General features: G+C 61.9%; 16 protein-coding genes. 7 read left to right on the top strand and 9 right to left on the bottom strand.

The genetic code is table 11. From position 1 onward, the window contains the following. Window positions 1–23: 23 nt before the first annotated feature. From nthA to oxdA, 4 genes are all read right to left on the bottom strand, one after another. Window positions 24–608, bottom strand: coding sequence for a nitrile hydratase subunit alpha (nthA, locus tag FIV39_RS20515; protein ID WP_090404679.1), 585 nt, complete (start codon window positions 606–608; stop codon window positions 24–26). A gap of 84 nt (window positions 609–692) precedes the next feature. Next, on the bottom strand, window positions 693–2,207 hold the full coding sequence (locus FIV39_RS20510) for an amidase (protein WP_090404676.1): 1,515 nt from the start codon (window positions 2,205–2,207) through the stop codon (window positions 693–695). 184 nt (window positions 2,208–2,391) lie between these two features. After that, a complete protein-coding gene (locus tag FIV39_RS20505) occupies window positions 2,392–3,261 on the bottom strand; it encodes a transporter (protein WP_090404673.1) in 870 nt (289 codons plus the stop codon). 89 nt (window positions 3,262–3,350) lie between these two features. Then, entirely contained in the window at window positions 3,351–4,409 is a 1,059-nt protein-coding gene (gene oxdA / locus FIV39_RS20500; RefSeq protein WP_090404671.1) for an aliphatic aldoxime dehydratase, read from the bottom strand. 253 nt (window positions 4,410–4,662) lie between these two features. On the opposite strand from oxdA, the gene FIV39_RS20495 reads away from it, so the two are divergent. The 3 genes from FIV39_RS20495 (at window position 4,663) to FIV39_RS20485 (ending at window position 9,490) form a co-directional block, all read left to right on the top strand. After that, window positions 4,663–5,598 carry an AraC-like ligand-binding domain-containing protein gene (locus FIV39_RS20495; RefSeq protein ID WP_090404668.1) on the top strand — a complete coding sequence of 312 codons (936 nt, stop codon included), beginning with the start codon at window positions 4,663–4,665 and terminating at the stop codon, window positions 5,596–5,598. Window positions 5,599–5,762: 164 nt separating this feature from the next. After that, window positions 5,763–7,328, top strand: coding sequence for a sensor domain-containing diguanylate cyclase (locus FIV39_RS20490; RefSeq protein ID WP_090404665.1), 1,566 nt, complete (start codon window positions 5,763–5,765; stop codon window positions 7,326–7,328). A 353-nt stretch (window positions 7,329–7,681) separates the two neighbouring features. Further along, entirely contained in the window at window positions 7,682–9,490 is a 1,809-nt protein-coding gene (locus tag FIV39_RS20485) for an ABC transporter ATP-binding protein (RefSeq protein WP_090404662.1), read from the top strand. Window positions 9,491–9,516: 26 nt separating this feature from the next. Here the strand turns inward: FIV39_RS20485 and FIV39_RS20480 are convergent, their stop codons facing one another. Further along, entirely contained in the window at window positions 9,517–10,260 is a 744-nt protein-coding gene (locus tag FIV39_RS20480) for a GntR family transcriptional regulator (protein ID WP_090404659.1), read from the bottom strand. Between the two features lie 136 nt (window positions 10,261–10,396). Here FIV39_RS20480 and FIV39_RS20475 point away from each other — a divergent pair, with 136 nt between their 5' ends. Genes FIV39_RS20475 through FIV39_RS20460 form a run of 4 tightly spaced genes read left to right on the top strand, consistent with a single transcriptional unit; the run spans window position 10,397 to window position 15,421 of the window. Further along, window positions 10,397–11,236, top strand: coding sequence for an ABC transporter ATP-binding protein (locus tag FIV39_RS20475; RefSeq protein WP_090404656.1), 840 nt, complete (start codon window positions 10,397–10,399; stop codon window positions 11,234–11,236). Continuing rightward, complete coding sequence (locus tag FIV39_RS20470; protein WP_090404653.1) at window positions 11,233–12,234, top strand: ABC transporter substrate-binding protein; 1,002 nt, start codon at window positions 11,233–11,235, stop codon at window positions 12,232–12,234. Before FIV39_RS20475 ends, FIV39_RS20470 begins: the two co-directional genes overlap by 4 nt. Window positions 12,235–12,247: 13 nt before the next feature. Continuing rightward, window positions 12,248–12,997, top strand: a complete 750-nt coding sequence (locus FIV39_RS20465) for an ABC transporter permease (protein ID WP_090404650.1) — start codon at window positions 12,248–12,250, stop codon at window positions 12,995–12,997. A gap of 51 nt (window positions 12,998–13,048) precedes the next feature. After that, window positions 13,049–15,421 carry a CehA/McbA family metallohydrolase domain-containing protein gene (locus FIV39_RS20460; RefSeq protein WP_090404647.1) on the top strand — a complete coding sequence of 791 codons (2,373 nt, stop codon included), beginning with the start codon at window positions 13,049–13,051 and terminating at the stop codon, window positions 15,419–15,421. 265 nt (window positions 15,422–15,686) lie between these two features. Here FIV39_RS20460 and FIV39_RS20455 read toward each other — a convergent pair whose 3' ends face one another. From FIV39_RS20455 to glcD, 4 genes are read right to left on the bottom strand one after another with little or no spacing between them, the layout of a single operon-like run. Continuing rightward, window positions 15,687–16,088, bottom strand: a complete 402-nt coding sequence (locus FIV39_RS20455) for a heme-binding protein (RefSeq protein WP_090404645.1) — start codon at window positions 16,086–16,088, stop codon at window positions 15,687–15,689. Beyond that, window positions 16,085–17,326 carry a glycolate oxidase subunit GlcF gene (gene glcF / locus FIV39_RS20450; RefSeq protein WP_090404639.1) on the bottom strand — a complete coding sequence of 414 codons (1,242 nt, stop codon included), beginning with the start codon at window positions 17,324–17,326 and terminating at the stop codon, window positions 16,085–16,087. The genes FIV39_RS20455 and glcF overlap by 4 nt, the downstream gene beginning before the upstream one ends. A gap of 3 nt (window positions 17,327–17,329) precedes the next feature. Continuing rightward, the gene (gene glcE / locus FIV39_RS20445) at window positions 17,330–18,394 is read right to left on the bottom strand and encodes a glycolate oxidase subunit GlcE (protein ID WP_090404636.1); all 1,065 of its coding nucleotides are present in this window, start codon (window positions 18,392–18,394) and stop codon (window positions 17,330–17,332) included. Further along, a complete protein-coding gene (glcD, locus tag FIV39_RS20440) occupies window positions 18,394–19,893 on the bottom strand; it encodes a glycolate oxidase subunit GlcD (RefSeq protein WP_090404633.1) in 1,500 nt (499 codons plus the stop codon). The genes glcE and glcD overlap by 1 nt, the downstream gene beginning before the upstream one ends. Window positions 19,894–19,988 lie beyond the last annotated feature (95 nt).

Raw genomic sequence — 19,988 nt, 5'->3', positions numbered from 1 at the left:
TGAACGATGATGAGGTGTTGTTTTCAGCCAACGCGGGGCAGGGCGACGCCAATCAACACGTCTTTGGTCACCAGCGTTTGCAGCTGCTCTTCGGTCATGTGTTCTGAGCCTTCAGGCCTGACCGGCAGCACCAGGTAACGGCTTTCGGCGCTGGTATCCCAGACCTTGACGACCATGTCGCGGGGCAACTCCGTCCCCAGCTCGCGCAGGACCGTGCGTCCCTCCCGGACCAAGCGTGCGCGGAACTCAAAACCCTTGTACCACTCCGGTGGCAGGCCGAGGACCGGCCAGTTGGTGCACGAGCACAGGCTGCAGACAATGACGTTCTTCACCGTCGGCGTATCCTCCAGGGCGACGATATATTCGCCTTGCGGGCCGGTATAGCCGAACTGTGCGCACGCAGCGGTGCCGTCCTTGAGCAACAGCGCCCGGAACTGCGGATCGACCCATGCCTTGGCAACCACACGGGCGCCGTTCTCCGGGCTCCAGCCGTGCTCCATCAATTGCGTGAGCTGCTCGACATAGCCCTGCGGGATGAGTTCCTTGCTCTTGAGGACTTGAAACAATGCCCAGGCTCTTTCGCCGGGCGTTGAAGTAGATGTACTCATGGGGTCACTCCTATCAGTCAACGCGGTTGTAAAGTCATTGAATTTCTTATTGTTCGTCGGGTGCTGGCGACGCCTGTAAAAGGCTCAGAGCGTGCGCCAGTTCACCGAGGCTTCAAACGCCGCCGCGGCCTGGTAAATAGTGCCTTCGGCATAGTGTTTGGCGACCAGCATCAGCCCGACGGGCAGGCCGTCTACCCGCCCGCATGGAATCGACATGGCGGGATGCCCGGTGATGTCTTGTGGTGCGGTGTTGCCGATCATTTCCAGCGCGCGCGCCACGTACTCAGTGATCGAGCAATCGGCCGGTGGGTGTGGCTGGGCGATGATCGGCGTGGTCGGCATCACCAGCAGGTCGAAGGCGTGCAGCGCCTTGTCATAGCCCTGCCGGGCAAAGCGCGCGAGGTTTTGCGCCTTGGCGTAATAACGTCCGTTGTAGTGGGTAATTCCGTATTGGCCGACGAACATGCACAGCTTGAGCGACGCGGATAATTGGTCGGCCTGTTCGCGCCAGCCGGCCTGTTTGTCCAGCAGGCCGACATCGTAAAGGCCTTTCCAGTTAAAGCCCGCGCCGTTGCCATGCATCATCTGCGCGGTCAAGCCTTCGCAGCCGATGGGGTGCCACAACGACCCCGCCAGGTTGTGCTCGGGAACGGACACCGGCTCGACGTGCGCGCCCAACGCCTCGAGACGGGCGATGGCGTCACGCACTTTCTCGGCCACGCGAGGATCTTGGTTGGCAAGCGCAAACCCCTCTTGCAGCACGCCGATCCTGAGCCCGCGCACGCCTTTCGCCAGGTAGCTGTGATAGTCATCGACCTGCGGCGCCGCTTGGCGCGGGTCAAGCCCATCCGCGCCGGCCATGGCCTGCAGCATCAATGCGTTGTCGCGCACGTTGGCGGTAATGGGGCCGACATGGTCGATCGTGGCTTCAATCGCCATGACCCCGGAGTAGGGCACCAGGCCGTGGGTCGGCTTCATACCGTAGGTGCCGCAGAACGACGACGGGATCCGGATCGACCCGCCCTGATCGCCGCCCACGGCCATGTCCACCTCACCGGCGGCGACCAGCGCCGCACTGCCCGAGGAAGACCCACCGGCGGCATAACCATGACGATGGGGGTTGTGTACGGGGGCTGGATCAGAGGTGTGACTGCCGCCTGACAAGCAGTAATGCTCGCAGGTGGCCTTGCCCAGGATCGTCACCCCGGCATCCAGCAGACGCGTGACGACGGTGGCATCGAATGACGGTACGAAACCTGCCAATGGCGCGGCGCCGTTCATCATCGGCACGCCTGCCAGGGAGATGTTGTCTTTCAGTGCGACGGTTTTGCCGGCCAGCAGGCCCGCGCGGGCACCGTTCACTTCAGCCCTGTAGTACCAGGCGTTCAGCGGGTTTTCCTTGGCCGAGGGCCGATAGCCCGAACTGCGCTCGTAGCGTATGGGCGGAACGAAATCAGGCAGCTCGTCGACCAGGTCGTAGGCGTCGAAACTCGGTTGCATCAGGTCCAGGTATTGCGTTGCCTGCTCAGGCGTCAGCTGCATGTGCAACTGGCTGGCGAGGTCCTGCAGTTGATCAAGCGTGGGGCGAATAATGGCCATGACTTTCCTTAATTTCATCGATGATCGGCAGCAAGGCGTAAGGGTGTTCCGGCACTTCCAGCACCTTCGGGATCGGATCATTCCGGGTAGCAATGCAGAACAAATTAGGCCCCTTTTGCCACTGCGGCTTGGTTGAGCAGGACACTCGTTTGGCTGAACAGGACAGCGCAGCCCGGTGGCGCGCTCAGAACACTTTCAACACCCGCAGGTTCAGGCGTGCCCCTTCCTTGAAACCTTGCTCAACCTGGATGTCCCGACCCAGCTGCGCCTGTAGCTGCAGCGTCGGATCGATGAAGTGAGTGAGCGTAAAGCGCCCGTAGGAGGTGGAAAGGCCGTCGTGCTGGTCAACGCCGTCGACGCGCGTCGCAGCGCCCGTTACATAGCCGGCGCCGACCGCGAACGTGGTGCTTGGCGTCCAGTTGTAGCGCACGGCGGCCTGATATTCGTAGCGGGTGTTTTCTTCAAGCTTCGCACTGGTCCTGCCGTAGTCGTTGTTGGTCGACACCCAGGACACATCCGCAACGGTGTCCAATGCCCATTGGGCTGAGAAGTGGTGGATGTAGGCCGCTTGTAACGTCGCGCGCCAGCGGTTCTCACCCAGGTTCAGGGGGGCATTTTTGTCGTAGCTGCCGACTGGGATGTACAGATACGGAGCCAGGGCGAAAACGTCTTTGTTTGCCGTCGGTAATGTCCATTTAAGCGGGGCGGTGAGGATGGGGTCGCCCACACCGTGGGTGTCGCCCAGCGCCCCCGCATCACCCGAGGCGTTCATGTAGCCGAACGGCAGCAGTACCTGCGGTTCCCAGACAAGAGTGTCCGAGAGGCCGATGGCGTGGATGTAACGGAGGATGCCCACGTCCGAGCTGAGCTTGGCGTTGTCGGCGGTTCTATGCCCGTTCTGATACAGCTGCGAGCGCTCAGCGTGCTGGTAGTAAAACAGCAGGGCATTGGCACCCGCCGGCAGGGGTTCGAAGTCTCCCGGTGCCACCTCAATGGCTTGGCTTTTGACAAACGGCAGCATTCCCAGCACGAGCACGACTCGACTCAACTTCATGATCAAATTCCTGTCAAAAAGTGGCCCCGACCTCATGCGCTAGAGATGAGGGCCAAAAAATAATCGGGACGAATGGGCGGTACGCAGTGTCAGCTTTGCGCGACACCTGCATCACGCAACATGCCGGTCTGCGGATGGCAGTTGATGTACTCAAACAGCTGGCTCTTGGCGTCCGAGACCGACACTTCGTGGTACAGCCGCAACTTCACCAGGCCGGCCGCCACACGGAAGAAGGTGACGAAGATGCGCAGGTGGGTGGGATGGGATTCCGCCCAGCGTTCCAGTTTCTCGACCGAACGCCAGTGGCCGATGTTGTAGCTCATGTCGAGGAAGTTGCCGTCGAGGTCGATGTTGCGTACGAATCGATTGCTGTAGCAGCCCAGGGGCGCACCGTTGTCGCGCAGAAAATCCATCCCGTCCTGCAACGTCGGCAGGATTTCGTCGAGGTACAGTGAGCGCTCGTCAGCCTCGGCGTCAGCCCAATCCTGGCCGGAGCGAATCAGCGCGATGTTGTCATGGCCCATGACGACGACGCGGCCACCTTTGGCCGGGTCTCCCAGCACCACATTCAGTTCGCCGGTGGGGCTCATCCAGTCCGTCTGGGACGTCGGGAAACGATCGCGCATCGAGCCCCAGTAACCGTGCTCTTCGATCTCGCCGCTGGTCTTGTCCATGATCGCGCCGACACCCGGCAACTGCTCCTGGAACGCATACAGGGTTTCGAATTGCTCGGCGCGCGGCGCGGTGATTTCGCGGAAATAACCCAGGCCGTCTTGCAGGCGGTCCGGTGACGCCCACCAGTCATTGACGGGGGCTGATCGCAACCAGCGGCAATAGGCCGCCGCGTCCTTCCAGTAGCCGACGATCATCAGGTTGTCGTAGCCACTGTTGTCCGTGTGATGGGTCAGATCATGGGTCTGCGGGCCGTCGGGCAGGCTGAAGCTGCTGACGATGTCGCGCATGGCCTTAAGGGCACGCTCACGCTGCGCCTCACCGCGAAACTGCACGCCCAGGTAGGCCATCGCCACCTGCTTCAATTGTTCGTCGGCGCGGCCGACCCACATAGGGAAGGGCGGCTGGTAGTCTTCGGGCACACGGCGGGACAACGTCCGTGGGCATCTAAGGTGTTTGTCGATCGCAGATTCCATGGGAGGCTCCTTGTTTTTTTCAGGTTCAGGCTAAGCAGGCTGGACAGGCTGTGAGGTCATAGTCAGGCAGGTGCGAACCGCCTCGCTTTGTTCGCAAGGACAACCGTTTGGTTGGAAAAGACAGGCGCCGGACGCCAGGACTCAGGAGCGCTGAAGGGGGCGATGGGCTTGATTGGGCGTGGTCTGAATTTTGCTTGCCAAGCTCGACTGGCAGCGTGTCGCTGCTTCAAGTCGTTGCATCAAGGTGAGTGCCATGGCTCAGAACAATCACTATTCCACCCTTGCCGTTTCGCAACCGCGTCGCTTCGATTACTGGAAAGAAGTGGTGTGTCGCCATTGTCTTGTGGCCGACAGCAAACCCTCGACCCAGAGCGATTTCAACGGAACGCTGCAGGTCACCGCCATGGGCGCGCTGGATGTCTCCAGGCTGTCATCCCCACTGCACCATTGGGTCCGTTCCGAGCGGCATTTACGCAGTGGCCCCGCAGAAGACCTGTGGCTGGGCTTCACGCTCAATGGGTATGGCGAACTTGAACAAGAGGGGCGCAAGGCCACACTGGGGGCCGGTAATTTGTTCCTTTATGACGCAACCCGGCCGTTCCGGTTCAGCCTGGGGGGGAGCGAAAACCACTTGATGCGCATCCCTCGGCAGTTGTTGACTCAACGCCTGCCGCGTGTGGCGGATTGCACCGCAATGGTGCTGGATGACCGCCGCCCAGGTGTGGTCCCGTTGCGCGAGATGCTGCGCCAGATGGCGAACACGCCGATGCTTCTGCAAGACGAAGGCATTTGCAGTCGTTACTCCAACACGATAATCGACCTGCTCGTGATCAGCCTGGAACTCCAGGACCTGCAGACGACTCACCAGGAGCTGGATCTTTACGCGCGGATAATGACCTACATCCAGCACCACTTGAGCGAACGAGAACTGTCGATCGAACTGATCGCCCAAGCCCACCACGTCTCCACCCGAACAGTGACCCGTGCATTCGCCCGTCACCAGAAAAGCCCGGTCGCAGAGATCTGGAAAGAACGGCTGAACGCCAGCCGGGCGGCCATCGAGTGCGGCCAGGTGCGCAGCGTTTCCCAAGCCGCACTGGACTTCGGGTTTTCCGATTTCTCCCACTTCAGCCACGCTTTTCGCAAGGCGTTTGGTGTTGCGCCTCATACGCTCTTGCCGCGCAACTGACGGGGCCCGCAAAACGGCGGGTTTCATTGGCGTCCTACTCGATAAAATAGATGAGCTGAAACGGTTAAGTTGCTGGCTATCCGTCTGTGGCCTCAGAGATACTTGCTCCCGAAGCGCCAGCAAGGCCTTGCGCTAACAGCCTCCAGGTCATTTTACAGGTGCGTATGAATCCCCCGATCAAACCTCTCAAAAGCAGTGGTTTTTTGCTTGGGTTGTCGTTCTGCCTGGTGCTGAGTCTGAGTGCCACGCTGATGCTGGTCTGGCTTCCCGACCAGACCCCGGCCAACGGTTATGTGGAACTGATCCTGATTGCTCAAACGCTTTTTCTGGGCGTGCTCTGTGCCTCCACGTGCTACTTCCAGAAACAGTCGCAAGCGCAGTTCGACGAATTGATTGCACAGAACGAGCAGATCAGTTTCTTGAACGCCCGCATCACCAACCTGATCAATGTCGCGACCCAGGTGGCGGTCGTCACCACTGACCCCCAGGGTCGGATAAAGCTGTTCAGCGACGGTGCCCAGGCCTTGTTCGGCTTCAGCCGCGCAGAGATGCAGGGGCGAAATAACGTCGAAGTGCTCCATGTTCAGGAATACATCAATAAACGTCGCGCCTGCGCCGACCCGGCGTTTCAAACCCTCACCGACAAACAACTGATCGGCCAGCTCGCCCTTGATGACATGGGCTCCAGCAAAGCCGTGGAGTGGCGTTATCAGCGCAAGGACGGTAGCCAGTTCACCGGTGAGCTGCGCCACGCCCGATTCAGCGACGCGAGCAGTGGCGAGGTCGAACACGTCAGCGTGATCATCGACGTCAGTGAGCGTCTCGAGTTACTTGAGCGGATCCAGCAAAGCAAAGCCCTGTTGGCGCTGTTGACCCAGCGCATCCCCAACGTGCTGTACCAGTACCACATGAGCGCAAAGGGTGAGGGTTACTTTTCGTTTTGCAGCCCTAGCCTTGAACATGTGTTCGAGCTCAAGCCTGAAGCGGTCGTCGGTGTCGAATTCAAGGGCAGCCCGCTGTTCCAGCGCTTGCACCCCGATGACTTGCCATTGATCAGGGCGGTCACGGACACGTCGGTGGAAACCGGCGGCGGCTGGACCTGCGATTTTCGCGTGTTGCTGCCCGTCAAAGGGCTGCGCTGGTTGCGCGGAGAGGCCTACGCCGAGCGCCAGGCGGACGAGACATGCGTTTGGTATGGTTCGTTCAGTGACATCACCGAGCTCAAGGATCGCGAAGAAAAACTGCGAACGCAGGCCATCACCGACGAGTTGACCGGTATCTATAACCGTCGTCACTTTATGAGTTCGCTGGAGCAGTTGGTGGACACCGGCAAGCGTTACGCCGCCGGTTTCTCATTGATCATGCTTGACCTCGATCACTTCAAATCCATCAACGACCGATTCGGCCACGAGGTGGGTGATACGGTACTCAAGCAAACCTGCACCGTGATCCGCCAACGCTTGCGTGCCAGCGATGTGTTTTGCCGGGTCGGCGGTGAAGAGCTGGCCATCCTGTGTCCGTTCACCTCACAGGAAAACGCCGAACAATTGGCCAACGCATTGTGCCAGTCCTTGGCCAATCACGAGATCGCCATCGCCGGCCGCGTTACCGCCAGTTTCGGTGTCGCCACTTGGGCGGCAGGCCTCAGCACCGAAGAGTTGCTGCGCCGTGCCGACCTGGCCAGCTATAGCGCCAAACAGAATGGGCGCAACCGGGTTGTCAGCGCTTAGGGCATAGGTATCTACACAACTTTGGCTCAACGCTGAACGCCCGGCAGATAGGGCTGTTGTGGCGAGCGGGCTTATCCCGCGTTGGGCTGCGTAGCAGCCCCAGTAAAGAAGAACGCGGTGTATCAGACACTCTGTAGAGGCTGGTTTTGGGGCTGCTTCGCAGCCCAACGCGGGCGGTGCATCAGTTAGAGAGTCGTCGGCTCCCGAGCCGTCACGGGAGCAAGCTCCCTCGCCACAGGTTCAGGGCCACGCCAAAGTTGTTTAGATACCTATGGCGCTTAGGGGCGCCATGGAGTACCTGGAGATGTGAGAGACTTGGCCGTCATACCCACCTCAAGGAGCCCGTGCCATTCATGGTGCTGTTCAATCGATTGAGCGCGTTTTCCATCCAGGCGCGCAGGGCACTGGGACTGGTGTGGGAAACCTCACGGCCACTGTTCATGGGGCTGTTGCTGGCGACGATTGTCGCCGGGCTTCTGCCCGCCCTGGCCGCCTGGATTGGTCAGCGCATTGTGGATGCCGTGGTCCACGCCATGCAGGTTCATGCGGCCGGCAGCCAGGCACCCGTGTGGCCAGTGATGCGCTACGTGTTGGCCGAGGCCGGCGTGCTGGCGTTGTTGGCGGCTGCGCAACGGGCGCTGTCGATGCAGCAGTCGCTGTTGCGGGTGAAGTTGGGCGTGAAGGTCAATCTGATGGTCCTGGAGAAAGCCCAGACCCTTTCGCTGCTGCAATTTGAAGACGCTGAGTTCTACGACAAGCTGGTGCGCGTGCGCCAGGGTGCTTCGACGCGCCCGCTGAGCCTGGTGACGAAAGGACTGGGATTGGTGCAGAACCTCATTTCGCTGGTCAGCTTTGCTGTCCTGTTGGTGCACTTTTCGCCGTGGGCCCTGTTGATTCTGGTGGTCGGTGCGTTGCCGGTGTTCTTCGCCGAGACGCATTTTTCTGGCAACGCGTTCCGCCTGTTCCACCGGCGCGCACCGGAGACGCGCCAGCAGAACTACCTGGAATCCTTGCTCTCCCACGAGTCCCATGCCAAGGAGGTCAAGCTGTTTGGCCTGGCACCGCTGTTCCTCCAGCGCTATCGCGACAACGCTCAGCGCTTGTATACGGAGGACCGCGAATTGACGCTGCGCCGCGACGCCTGGGGCTTTGCATTGGGCCTGCTGGGCACCGCAGCGTTTTACCTGGCCTACGCCTGGGTGGTACTCGACACCGTGCGTGGCCAGACGAGCCTCGGCCAGATGACCATGTACATCGTGCTGTTCAAGCAGGGGCAAGCTGCAATCACCGCCAGCCTCAGCGCAATTGCCGGGCTGTACGACGACAGCTTGTTCCTCTCGGACCTGTATGAATACCTTGAAACCCCCGTGATCACGCCGCACGGCCGGCTCACCCAGGGGGCGCGCCCTGGCGATGGCCTGCGCTGCGAGCAGGTCGGGTTCACCTACCCAGGCGCTGAATCTGCCGCGCTGCGCAATATCAGCCTGCACCTGGCACCGGGGAAAAGCCTGGCACTGGTGGGTGAAAACGGCTCCGGCAAGACCAGCCTGATCAAACTGCTGACCCGCCTGTATACCCCGGATGAGGGCCGCATCCTGCTGGATGGCAGCGACCTGCAGGAGTGGGACGAGCACACTCTGCGCCAGCGCATCGGCGTTATTTTCCAGGACTACATCCGCTACCAGATGACCGTCGGCGAGAACCTGGGAGTCGGTGATGTCGACGCCCTGGACGACCAGGCACGCTGGCGCAGCGCTGCCACTCAAGGTGTGGCGGCCGAATTTATCGAGCGCTTGAGCCATACCTATTCAACCCAGTTGGGACGCTGGTTTGCAGGCCAGGAACTGTCCGGTGGGCAGTGGCAGAAAGTGGCCTTGTCGCGGGCGTATATGCGTCAGGATGCCGATCTGCTGATCCTCGATGAACCCACTGCCGCGCTGGATGCCGGGGCTGAAGCGGCAGTGTTCGAGCACTTCCGTGAGCATGCCAGGGGCCGCATGACCCTGCTGATTTCCCACCGTTTTTCCAGTGTGCGCAGTGCCGATCACATTATTGTGTTGGAACGCGGGCAGATGCTGGAGGAGGGCAGCCATACCCAACTGATGGCTGCGGGGGGACGTTATGCCGAGCTGTTCGACGTTCAGGCGCGGGGCTATCGCTAGGAAACCCAGCGCCGCGTACCTTCTCTCTATTTGGCGGGGCCGGATTTGAACACGCCGCTGAGCACAAACGCATAGCGTTCCGGGCGGATAAAGAAGGTGGTGCGGTCGCAGCAGCGACCGTCGGCAAAGTAAGAGGTGCGTTCCATCACCAGCAGCGCGGTGCCGCGTTTGACGTGCAGGGTGCTGGCCAGGCTGGTATCGGCCGTTTGCGCACGAATGGCCAGGTCGGCACGGGTGACGGCCAGGCCGGTGATCGATTCCAGGATCGAGTAGATCGGTTGATGCTCGACGTCCGTCCAGACCACGCCGGCCAATTCGGCCGGTAGATGGCTGCGGCCCAGGGCGATGGGTTCGTCATCCACGAAATGCAGGCGCTCCAGCAGCAGGCAATCGTGGGCTGCTTCAAACAATCCCCTCAAGGCTTCCGGAACGGGCTGCAGCGTGTGGTTGATCACCTGCATGCTCGGTTTGAGCCCTTGCAATAACAACGCTTCATGGAAACTGCGCAACGCATCCAGGCCATGCCGCACCTGTTTCGCGGCGACGAACGTGCCTTTGCCTTGCTTGCGCTCCACCACGCCGTCGTCGCTGAGCTTGCCCACTGCCAGGCGCACGGTGACGCGACTCACGCCAAAGCGCTCACCCAGTTCGGCTTCTGACGGCAGTTTGCCGGTGGGTTCGAAATCGCCGCGCTGTATCTCTTCCAGCAAACGATGGGCGATCTGTTCATAGAGCGAGGTGGTGCTGTCGCGAAGAATGGACGTGGGCACGGTCGGTTTCCAGGGGCCTTGGAGTGGGGCGGTGCGCCTTCACTTCTAAGGTTATAAAAATAGGTTATTGGGACAACTTGTATTAATACGTATTATGTCAGGCATTCCCATTGTAAACGACCTGACGATACTTGCCATGCCCGACTCCTTGCCTTACGCACCGCCGCAAGCCGACGCCCTGACGGTCGATGCCATCAGTTTCAGCTACCCCAACGGGCATCCGGTGTTCAACGCTTTCAGCCTGAACGCCAAGCCGGGCGAATTCGTCGCGATCCTCGGGCCGTCAGGCTGCGGAAAAACCACGCTGCTGAATCTGTTGTCGGGATTTCAGCAACCCCAGAGCGGCCAGATCAGCATCAACCAGAGCGCGGTGCGCCCGGAGCGCTCGGAGTTGGGGTATGTGTTTCAGGCGCCGCAGCTGTTTCCCTGGTTGAGCGCGCTGGAGAACGTGCGTTTCGGCCTGCGGATGACGGCGCAGCTCAGCGAGGATCAACAGCGCGCGCAGGCGTTGCAGTACTTGCGTCTGGTCGGTCTGGAGAGCGCGGCGCAACGCTTGCCCCATCAACTGTCGGGTGGCATGCAGCAGCGCGTCTCCCTGGCTAGGACCTTGGCGTTGGAGCCCAGCGTATTGCTGATGGACGAACCCTTCGCCGCGCTGGATGCGATCAGCCGCAACAGCATGAATGAAGAGACGCTGCGGATCTGGGCCGAGCTGGGGCAGACCGTGCTGTTCATCACCCACGACATCGACGAAGCGGTGTTCCTGGCCGATCGGGTCATCGTGCTCAACATCGCCCCCGGCGGTATCCATAGCGAACTGGATATTGATTTGCCGCGCCCGCGCTCCAACCTGAAAACCCGGCGCCTGCCGGCGTTTCTCGATTACCGCAATGAGCTGATGGAGCGCATTTCCCACGTCATGGGCGCGGCCGAAGCCATCGCTAACCCCACCCGTCAACCCGAGTTAACCGCATGATCAAACGTTCGCTGCTTGCTCTTTCCTTGTCTGTTGCCGCCTTGGCAAGCAGCACAGGTGCCGTGGCCACCGAAGAGAAACCCCTGCGCGTGGGGTATGTGTTCGCCATGGCCAACGCCCCGGCGCTGATCGCCGACAAACAGGGTTACTACCGCGAGGAAGGCTTGAATGTCGACCTCAAGGCTTTGGGCGATGGCCCGGTGATCCAGCAGGCGCTGGCCGCCAATGAGCTGGACGTGGCCTATGTCGGCACGCCGCCGGTGTACCAATGGTTCTCCCGCGGCTTGCAAAGCCGGATTCTGGCCAAGGTCAATTACGGTCAGGCGGCGGTGATTGTCGATGCCAAGAGTCCGATCAACCACCTGGAGCAGCTCAAGGGCAAAAAGCTCGCCGGGGTCAAGAAGGGCAGTGGCATGGACGTGCTGTTGCGCGGCTATGTGCTGAAAGAAAACGCCGGGCTCAACCCGGACAAGGACCTGGACATCATCGACATGCCACCCGGCAACATGAACGCGGCGCTGGAGCGCGGCATCGTCGACGCGGCGTTTTCCTGGGAACCCTTTGTCAGCCAATCGTTGCTGCGCGGGTCGAGCCGGATTCTGCTTGACGTCAACCAGGCGCTGCCGAACTACCCGTGGTACGTGGTGATCGCGCTGCCCAAAACCTTGCAGGAACGCCCGGACGACGTGGTCAAGTTGCTGCGTGCGCACCGCAAGGCCATCGCGTTCCTCAACGAGCATCCCGACGAGTCGAATCGCATCATCGCCGAGGCGTTTAAGCTTGAAGCGGTACAAGGGCCCGACGGCAAGACCATTGCCCCGGAGGCCATCGTCGCCCAGGCGCGCACGCGGTTGGGCTGGTCGGCGGACTTGCAGCCTGCGGACATCCAATTCATCCAGCGCCTGATGAATTATTCCCACGACCTGGGCTTTATCGACACCACGCTCAAGACCGAGCAGATCGTGGATACCGCCTACCTGGAAAAAGCCTCGCGCTGAGTCTGAGCCTGTCATGTCCTTGCCAAAACCGAATTGGGGATGGGCTTCGCTGCCATTCCTGCTGTTGATCTGGATGGCCCTGGCCAGCCGCTTTCCCACCTACATCCTGCCGCAGCCCTGGGATGTGGCGCGCGAAGCCGTGCGTTGGCTCAGCGACAGTTCGCTGTGGCAGCACCTCAGGGCGAGCGTCCTGGAGGAGGTCGGCGGTTTCTGCGCGGCGGTGGTTGTCGCGATTGTGCTGGGCACCGCCGGTGGCTTGTCTTCTCGCTTTCGCGATTTCATCTCGCCGCTCAACAGCCTGTTCATGGCGATCCCACCGATTGCCTGGGCGCCGCTGATCATGATCATTTTCGGCCTGGGTTATGTCTCGATTGTGCTGGTGATTTTCATTGCCGCGATGTTCCCCATGGCGGTGACCATCCAGGAGGGTGTGCAGGGCATTCGCGGCGGCGAAGTCCGTGCGGCACGCACCTTGGGCGCCAATCCCTGGCAATTGCTGGCCCACGTTTACCTGCCAGCCTCATTGCCCTTCGTGACGGCGGCCTTGCGCATCGGGTTCAGCCAGGGCTGGCGGGCACTGGTCGCCGCAGAAATGATCGGCGCCTCCCAGGGCATCGGCTGGATGGTCTCTACCGGCGGGCAGATCGGCAACAGCAGCCAGGTGCTGCTGGGCATCGTGCTGATCGGCCTGATTGCCTGGCTGATGGAGAGTTTTGTGTTCCGGCGCATCGAGCGCCACTACCAAAAATGGCGCGTGCAATAAGCACCGCCTGTTGCCTTCAAACCTTCAGTGGACCACTGCACGAGGTGTCATGTGAGTAACGTTTTCGATCCCCGCGAAGCCGGGCATTACATCGCCCCCCAAGGCCTCTACGAACGCAACAAGAAACGCCCGTTCCTCGGTAGCATCGACTGTGACCGAGACACGCTGATTGCCGGGCAATGGGATGAAATCACCCTGGTCTACGAGGTCGGCGGCAGCGGCCTGGCGGATGGCGCCTGGTTGAAACTGGCGTTCAAGTTCTACTCCGATTGGGCACTGTTCCAGACCTCGAATCCGGCCGGTCCCAACTACGTCAGCGCCGAGTATCAGGCGGGCGAGCTGGTCCCCGGGCAGAGCCAGGCCACCGTGCAGCACTTGAAAGTGCGCTTCGACCAGAAGGGCCACGAACGGCCGTTCCAGAAAGCGATCATCATCGACATCATCGATGGCTACCTGAATCCCGGCGACACAATCACCATCCGTTTGGGCGACCGTCGCCAGGGCGGCGCGGGCACGCGGGTGCAGAGTTTCGTCGAGAAAGACTTCCGTTTCCGGCTGTTTATCGACCCCCTGGGCAGCTCGAAATTTGCCGAGGTGCCAGGCGATCCGTTGCTGAACATCGTGCCGGGACCGGCGCAGAGTGTGCAGTTGATTGTGCCGCGCCTGGTCAGCGCCGGTGAGGCGTTCGACGTGCTGCTGCGGGTGGACGATGCCTGGGGCAACACGTGCCGCAACCTGCCGCTCAACGGTGTGCTGACCCTGGTTGACCCTGAAGGCGGTGCGCGCCAACAAGCGTTTACCCTGGCGAGTGAAGGGTGGGCGACGGTGCGGCTCGAGGGGTTTGACCTCGGGGCGGTGGGCGAGTGGCGTTTGTCCGCCGAGGTGCACGCGCCTGGCGTGCGTGGCGCCCAGGTTTTTGTCACGGTCGACCCGGCCGGCAGCGCATTGCGCCCGCTGTACGCCGACCTGCATGTGCACTCCGATGACACCGTGGGCACCAACGACACGCTCTACAACCTGAGCTACGGCCGCGATGTCGCCGGCCTCGATGTGCTCGGCTACACCGCCAACGACTTCAATATCACCGAGCAACGCTGGGATCAGGCGGTGAAGCTGATTCACGAACTCAACGAGCCCGGCCGCTTCGTCTGCTACCCCGGCACCGAGTGGTGCGGCAACTCCTGCGCGGGCGGCGACCGCAACGTGGTGTTCCTGCATGATCGCAAGCCCGAGTTTCCGTTCGACAACCAAGGGCGCTTGGTGCGCTCCTTTGAGTGGAACGAGTTCACTGCCGGCACCATCAAACCGGGCGCCTGGCCGGTGGACGAGTTGTACGCGGCCTATGCGAAAGACCCGGAAGGCCACCTGATGATGCCCCATGTTGGCGGGCGCCGGTGCAACCTCGACTGGCACCACCCGGAGCTGGAACGCTTGATCGAAGTCGGCTCGGCCTGGGGCCAGTTCCATTGGGTCTACGCCGAAGCCCTTCAGCGTGGCTATCGGGTCGGCGCCGCGGCGAACAGCGATGAGCATCAGGGCCGTTGCGGCGGCGGTGTACCGGCCACGGCCGTGTTTGGCTCTCGCGGTGGGTTGACCGGTGTGGTTGCCGACGCTTTCGACCGAGCGAGTGTGGGCAAGGCTCTTCGCGCGCGTCGCACCTTTGCCACGACGGGCGAGCGTGCATTTGCCAGCCTGCGCCAAGGCCAGCACTTCATGGGTGAGGTCTTCACCGCCGATTCTAATGCGACGCTGGACTATCGATTGCTGGGCGAGGCGGGCTGGGAGCAGGTGGACCTGTTCGATGGCGATAAGCTGATCTGGTCGCGCAATCTGCACCAGGAGCTGGGTTTTTCCGCCCAACGCATCCGGCTGCGCCTCGGGGGCGCGCGCATCAAGGACCGCTATCGCGGCGCCTACTGGACCGGCGAGGTTCGCGTGACGGGAGCGGTCATCAACGGCTTTCGCGCCTTGGGCCTCGATCACCCGGAGCAAACCGTATGGCGCAAGGACGCCACGACCCTGGCCTTTCGCACCGACACCAACGGTGACACCGACAGTATCGAAATCGACCTGTCGCAATTGGCCGGCGCGACGTTGCAGGTCCGCAGCCGCATCGACAACTACATCAAGGTCGGCGATCCGTCCGAACCGCAGCCCTACGTGCATGCGCCGACGGTGCTGATGGAACTGTCCGGCGAGGAACTGCTGGCGCAGTCCCAGGTGATCGAAGAGTTGCCAGGGGCTGAGCTGAAAGTCTCCCTGGAAAGGACCACCGCCGAACCGCTGCCTCGCGAGTTGCAGGGCAAGATCGAGCTGGCACCACTCAATCTGCAACCGGGGCGCGAGCATCCGTTGTTCATCTGCGCACGCCAACGCGACCAGTCTCGGGTCTGGACCTCGGCGCTGTTCCTGACGCTTGCTTAAGGCCGCCGTGGCTGAACCCTGTCCGGGAGAGCGCAAAGAAACCTGTGGCGAGCGGGCTTGTTGTGGCGAGCGGGCTTGTCCCGCGTTGGGGTGCGTAGCAGCCCCAAAACCAGGCGCAGAGGCGTGCCTGATACACCGCATTCGTCTTCATCAGGGGCTGCTACGCACCCCAACGCGGGGCAAGCCCGCTCGCCACAGGTACGGTGTTCTCCCTTAACGGAACGGCATCAGGCAGCAGTGTGGGAGCGTGCCGATAACGCCCGATTCAATTCAGGCATTGCGCCCCGGCTTTGGCCACCTGTGCATCCTGGCCGGACTTGACCCCGGACACACCGACGGCACCGATTACCTGGCCGTCGACGATGATCGGCACGCCGCCTTCGAGGGAGGTCAGCAAGGGCGCTGACAAAAACGCGTAGCGCCCGCCATTGACCATCTCCTCATACCCTTTGGACTCACGCCGACCCAGCGCCGCGGTGCGGGCCTTTTCGATGGCGATGTAGGCACTGACCGGGGCGCAGCCGTCAAGGCGTTCAAGGGCCAGGGGATGGCCGCCGTCATCGACAATCACGATGGTCACGGCCCATTGATTGCTGTGCGCTTCGGTGCGTGCAGCCGCGAGGATTTGGCTGACTTCGGTCTGGCACAGTACGGCTTTGGTTTTCATGGGGATTCTCCAGTACTGGGTGAGGGCAGTGCGGCCTCGACCAGTTCGATCCAGTGCCTGACAGGGGTGCGTCCCGCTCCGTCGAGGTGGGACTGGCAGCCAATATTGGCGGTGACGATGACGTCGGGGTGTGCGCTTTCCAACGCAGTGAGTTTGTTATCGCGCAGTTGTCGCGACAATTCGGGCTGGGTCAGCGAATACGTGCCCGCCGAGCCGCAGCACAGGTGGCTGTCGGGAACAGTGGTCAGGTTGAATCCCAGGCTCGTCAGCATGGCTTCAACGGCACCGCCGAGTTTTTGCGCGTGCTGCAACGTGCACGGGCAGTGGAATGCCAGGCGCTGATCGCCGTGTACGCCGAGCTTATCCAGCGGTTCGCCGCGCAGCACTTCAACCAGGTCCCTGGCCAGGGCACTGACCCTTTTCGCCTTGTCGGCATACGCCGGGTCGGTGCTGAGCAGGTGGCCATAATCCTTGATAAAGGCCCCGCAGCCGCTGGCGGTTTGCACAATGGCCTCGGCACCGCTTTCAATGCTCGGCCACCATGCATCGATGTTGCGGCGGGCACGCTCAAGGCCGGCCGCCTGAGCGTCGAGGTGATAATCCACCGCACCGCAGCAGCCTGCCTCGCGGGTCGGTATGACGCTGATCCCCAGTCGATCCAGCACCCGCGCCGTGGCTGCATTGGTATTGGGTGACAGGCTCGGCTGCACACAGCCCTCAAGCATCAAGACCTGACGGGCGTGGCGCATGGTCGGGCGCGGTTTGACCGGGTAGACGCGGCGCGGCAACTTGGCCTGCAAGGTATTGGGCAACAACGCCCGCAATAGCTGGCCGCTGCCGATCAGCACGTTGAACAGCGCGGGATTGGGGACGACGCTACGCAACCCCTCGCGCAGCAAACGCTGGCCGAGGGGGCGCGGCACTGCCGCGTCGACCACCGCCCGGCCGATGTCGAGCAAGGTGTGATAGTCGACGCCGGAGGGGCAGGTGCTTTCGCAGTTACGGCAAGACAGGCAACGGTCCAGGTGTTCCTGGGTCTTGCGCGTGACTTCATTGCCTTCGAGCACCTGCTTGATCAGGTAGATGCGTCCCCTCGGGCCATCCAACTCATCGCCCAGCAGTTGATAGGTCGGGCAGGTGGCATTGCAAAAACCGCAGTGCACGCAACTGCGCAGGATGCGTTCGGCCTCTTCGGCGCGAGGCAGTCGGCGGGCGTCTTCGCTCAAGGTGGTCTGCATGGTTCAAAGCTCCGCGTACAGGCGACCGGGGTTGAAGATGCCCCGTGGATCGAGTTGCTGCTTCAGATTCCGGTGGTAGCGCATCAACGTGTCGGGCAGCGGTTGGAAGGGACTGTCGATCAGGCCCGGGTGGTAGCAGGTCGCATGCCCGCCGGCTTTTTCGACCACCGAGCGAATGACGCTCGCGTCGGCATCGGATTTGAGCCAGCGCTGGGCGCCACCCCAGTCGATCAATTGCGTACCTGGCAGCGACAATCGGGGCGTGTTATGCGGCAGGGACAGGCGCCAAAGAGGCTGATCCTCAGCGAAGAAACTCAACCGATGTTCGTTCAGGTCTTGCCAGTAGGCAGCGTCCAGCCACTCGCCGCCCAAGCGGTCATGGGCCGCCGCCACCGAGCCTTCGCCCCCTTCGAGTCGCAGGTGCAGGCGCTGGCCATCGTGACACGCAGCGCTGATCGGCAGCGGTTGCTGCCCCCATTCCGCCAGGCGCAGCAAGGCACGGTCGGCGTCCATCGCCAGGCTGATACTCAAGGTTTGCCGTGGTTTGGGCAGGACCTTGAGAGACACTTCGGTCACCACCCCAAGCGCGCCGTAACTGCCGGCCATCAAGCGCGACAGATCGTAGCCGGCGACGTTCTTCATGACCTCGCCGCCGAAGCGCAAATGCTTGCCCTGGCCGGTGATCAGCCGTGTTCCGAGGATGAAATCGCGGACCGACCCTGACCAGGGACGCCGTGGCCCCGAGAGTCCGCAGGCAATCATGCCGCCGACGGTGGCGTGTTCACCGAAGGCGGGCGGTTCGCACGGCAGCATCTGTTGCGAGGCGTCCAGCACTTCTGCCAACTCCGCCAATGGCGTGCCGCAACGGGCGGTGATCACCAGTTCAGTCGGGTCGTAGCTGACGATGCCTCGGTGGGCGCGGGTGTCGAGGACTTCACCGGTGACTGCGCGTCCAAGGAACGCCTTGCTGTTGGCACCCTGGATCCGCAGCGGCGTGGCGTTGGCCAGCGCCTGGTTGACCTGCTCCAGCAGCGCTGCGCTGGCGTCGATAGCGTGTTCGCTGTGCATCAGAATCGCTCCAGCTCGGGGAAGGGCATCTGACCCAGATGAACATGCATGGCGCCAAACTCGGCGCAGCGGTGCAACGTCGGGATGTTCTTGCCTGGGTTGAGCAATCCGCCTGGGTCGAATGCGGCTTTGACGGCGTGGAACACGCTCAGCTCATCACTATTGAACTGCGCGCACATCTGATTGATCTTCTCGCGGCCCACACCATGTTCTCCGGTGATGCTGCCGCCGACCTTCACGCACAATTCGAGGATCTTGCCGCCCAGGGCTTCGGCGCGGTCGAGTTCGCCCGGTTGATTGGCATCGAACAGGATCAGCGGGTGCATGTTGCCGTCGCCGGCGTGAAAGACATTGGCCACGCGCAGCTCGTACTCGGTCGATAACGCCGCGATAGCGTGTAGCACGCCAGGCAGTTCGCGGCGCGGGATCGTGCCGTCCATGCAGTAATAATCCGGGGAGAGGCGGCCCACTGCCGGAAATGCATTCTTGCGCCCGGCCCAGAAACGCACGCGTTCGGCCTCGTCGCGAGCCTGGCGCACTTCGGTGGCGCCGGCTTGTTCCAGCACTTGGCGCACACGGTCGCAGTCAGCGTGGACGTCGGCTTCCACGCCATCGAGTTCACACAAGAGAATCGCTTCGGCGTCCACCGGGTATCCGGCGTGAATGAAGTCCTCGGCGGCGCGAATGGCCAGGTTGTCCATCATCTCCAGGCCGCCCGGGATGATGCCGGCGGCAATGATGTCACCCACCGCACGGCCGGCCTTTTCGACGCAATCGAAGGCTGCCAGCAGCACTTTGGCCGTTTGCGGTTTAGGCAGCAGCTTGACCGTGACCTCGGTGATCACCCCGAGCATGCCTTCGGAGCCGGTAAACAACGCGAGCAGATCGAAGCCCGGAGAGTCGAGGGCCTGGGACCCCAGGCTCAGGTGTTCGCCGTCGACGCTTAGCACGTCGACCTTGAGCAGGTTGTGCACGGTCAAACCGTACTTCAGGCAATGCACGCCACCGGCGTTTTCCGCCACGTTACCGCCGATGGAACAGGCGATCTGCGAGGAAGGATCCGGCGCGTAATACAAGCCAAACGGCGCCGCCGCCTGGGAAATCGCCAGGTTGCGTACCCCCGGTTGAACCCGGGCGGTGCGGGCGGCGGGGTCAATGTGCAGAATATTGTTGAAGCGCGCCATCACCAGCAGCACGCCTTTTTCCAACGGCAGCGCGCCACCGGACAAACCCGTGCCCGCGCCACGAGCGACGACTGGCACCTTCCACTCATGGCAGAGCCGAAGCACGCCCTGGACCTGATCGATGTGGCGCGGCAGCACCACCAGCATGGGCGTGGTGCGATAAGCCGAGAGGCCGTCGCATTCGTACGGCTTGAGCGCTTCGCGCTGGTGCAGGATTTCCAGATCAGGCAACCGAGCCAGCAGGGCGTGCAGCAGCGCATCTTTATCGACGTCAGGCAGGACGCCGTCGACGCGTTCATCGTAGAGAATGTTCATAGTCGGTAGGCGACCCTCAGTTGTTTTTATTCGAGGTCTGTTCCGATGCAGCTGGCTTGCATCATTCGCCTGAGGCGTTTTACTGTCTATGGGTT

Source organism: Pseudomonas grimontii (genome assembly GCF_007858185.1).
Lineage (GTDB): Bacteria > Pseudomonadota > Gammaproteobacteria > Pseudomonadales > Pseudomonadaceae > Aquipseudomonas > Aquipseudomonas grimontii.
This window is presented reverse-complemented; position numbering and strand designations above follow the sequence as displayed.

Bases quoted from the DNA above. Each gene is read 5' to 3' on its own strand.
- nthA (WP_090404679.1), bottom strand. From the start codon at position 608: ATGAGTACATCTACTTCAACGCCCGGCGAAAGAGCCTGGGCATTGTTT.
- FIV39_RS20510 (WP_090404676.1), bottom strand. From the start codon at position 2,207: ATGGCCATTATTCGCCCCACGCTTGATCAACTGCAGGACCTCGCCAGC.
- FIV39_RS20505 (WP_090404673.1), bottom strand. From the start codon at position 3,261: ATGAAGTTGAGTCGAGTCGTGCTCGTGCTGGGAATGCTGCCGTTTGTC.
- oxdA (WP_090404671.1), bottom strand. From the start codon at position 4,409: ATGGAATCTGCGATCGACAAACACCTTAGATGCCCACGGACGTTGTCC.
- FIV39_RS20495 (WP_090404668.1), top strand. From the start codon at position 4,663: ATGGCTCAGAACAATCACTATTCCACCCTTGCCGTTTCGCAACCGCGT.
- FIV39_RS20490 (WP_090404665.1), top strand. From the start codon at position 5,763: ATGAATCCCCCGATCAAACCTCTCAAAAGCAGTGGTTTTTTGCTTGGG.
- FIV39_RS20485 (WP_090404662.1), top strand. From the start codon at position 7,682: ATGGTGCTGTTCAATCGATTGAGCGCGTTTTCCATCCAGGCGCGCAGG.
- FIV39_RS20475 (WP_090404656.1), top strand. From the start codon at position 10,397: ATGCCCGACTCCTTGCCTTACGCACCGCCGCAAGCCGACGCCCTGACG.
- FIV39_RS20470 (WP_090404653.1), top strand. From the start codon at position 11,233: ATGATCAAACGTTCGCTGCTTGCTCTTTCCTTGTCTGTTGCCGCCTTG.
- FIV39_RS20465 (WP_090404650.1), top strand. From the start codon at position 12,248: ATGTCCTTGCCAAAACCGAATTGGGGATGGGCTTCGCTGCCATTCCTG.
- FIV39_RS20455 (WP_090404645.1), bottom strand. From the start codon at position 16,088: ATGAAAACCAAAGCCGTACTGTGCCAGACCGAAGTCAGCCAAATCCTC.
- glcF (WP_090404639.1), bottom strand. From the start codon at position 17,326: ATGCAGACCACCTTGAGCGAAGACGCCCGCCGACTGCCTCGCGCCGAA.
- glcE (WP_090404636.1), bottom strand. From the start codon at position 18,394: ATGCACAGCGAACACGCTATCGACGCCAGCGCAGCGCTGCTGGAGCAG.
- glcD (WP_090404633.1), bottom strand. From the start codon at position 19,893: ATGAACATTCTCTACGATGAACGCGTCGACGGCGTCCTGCCTGACGTC.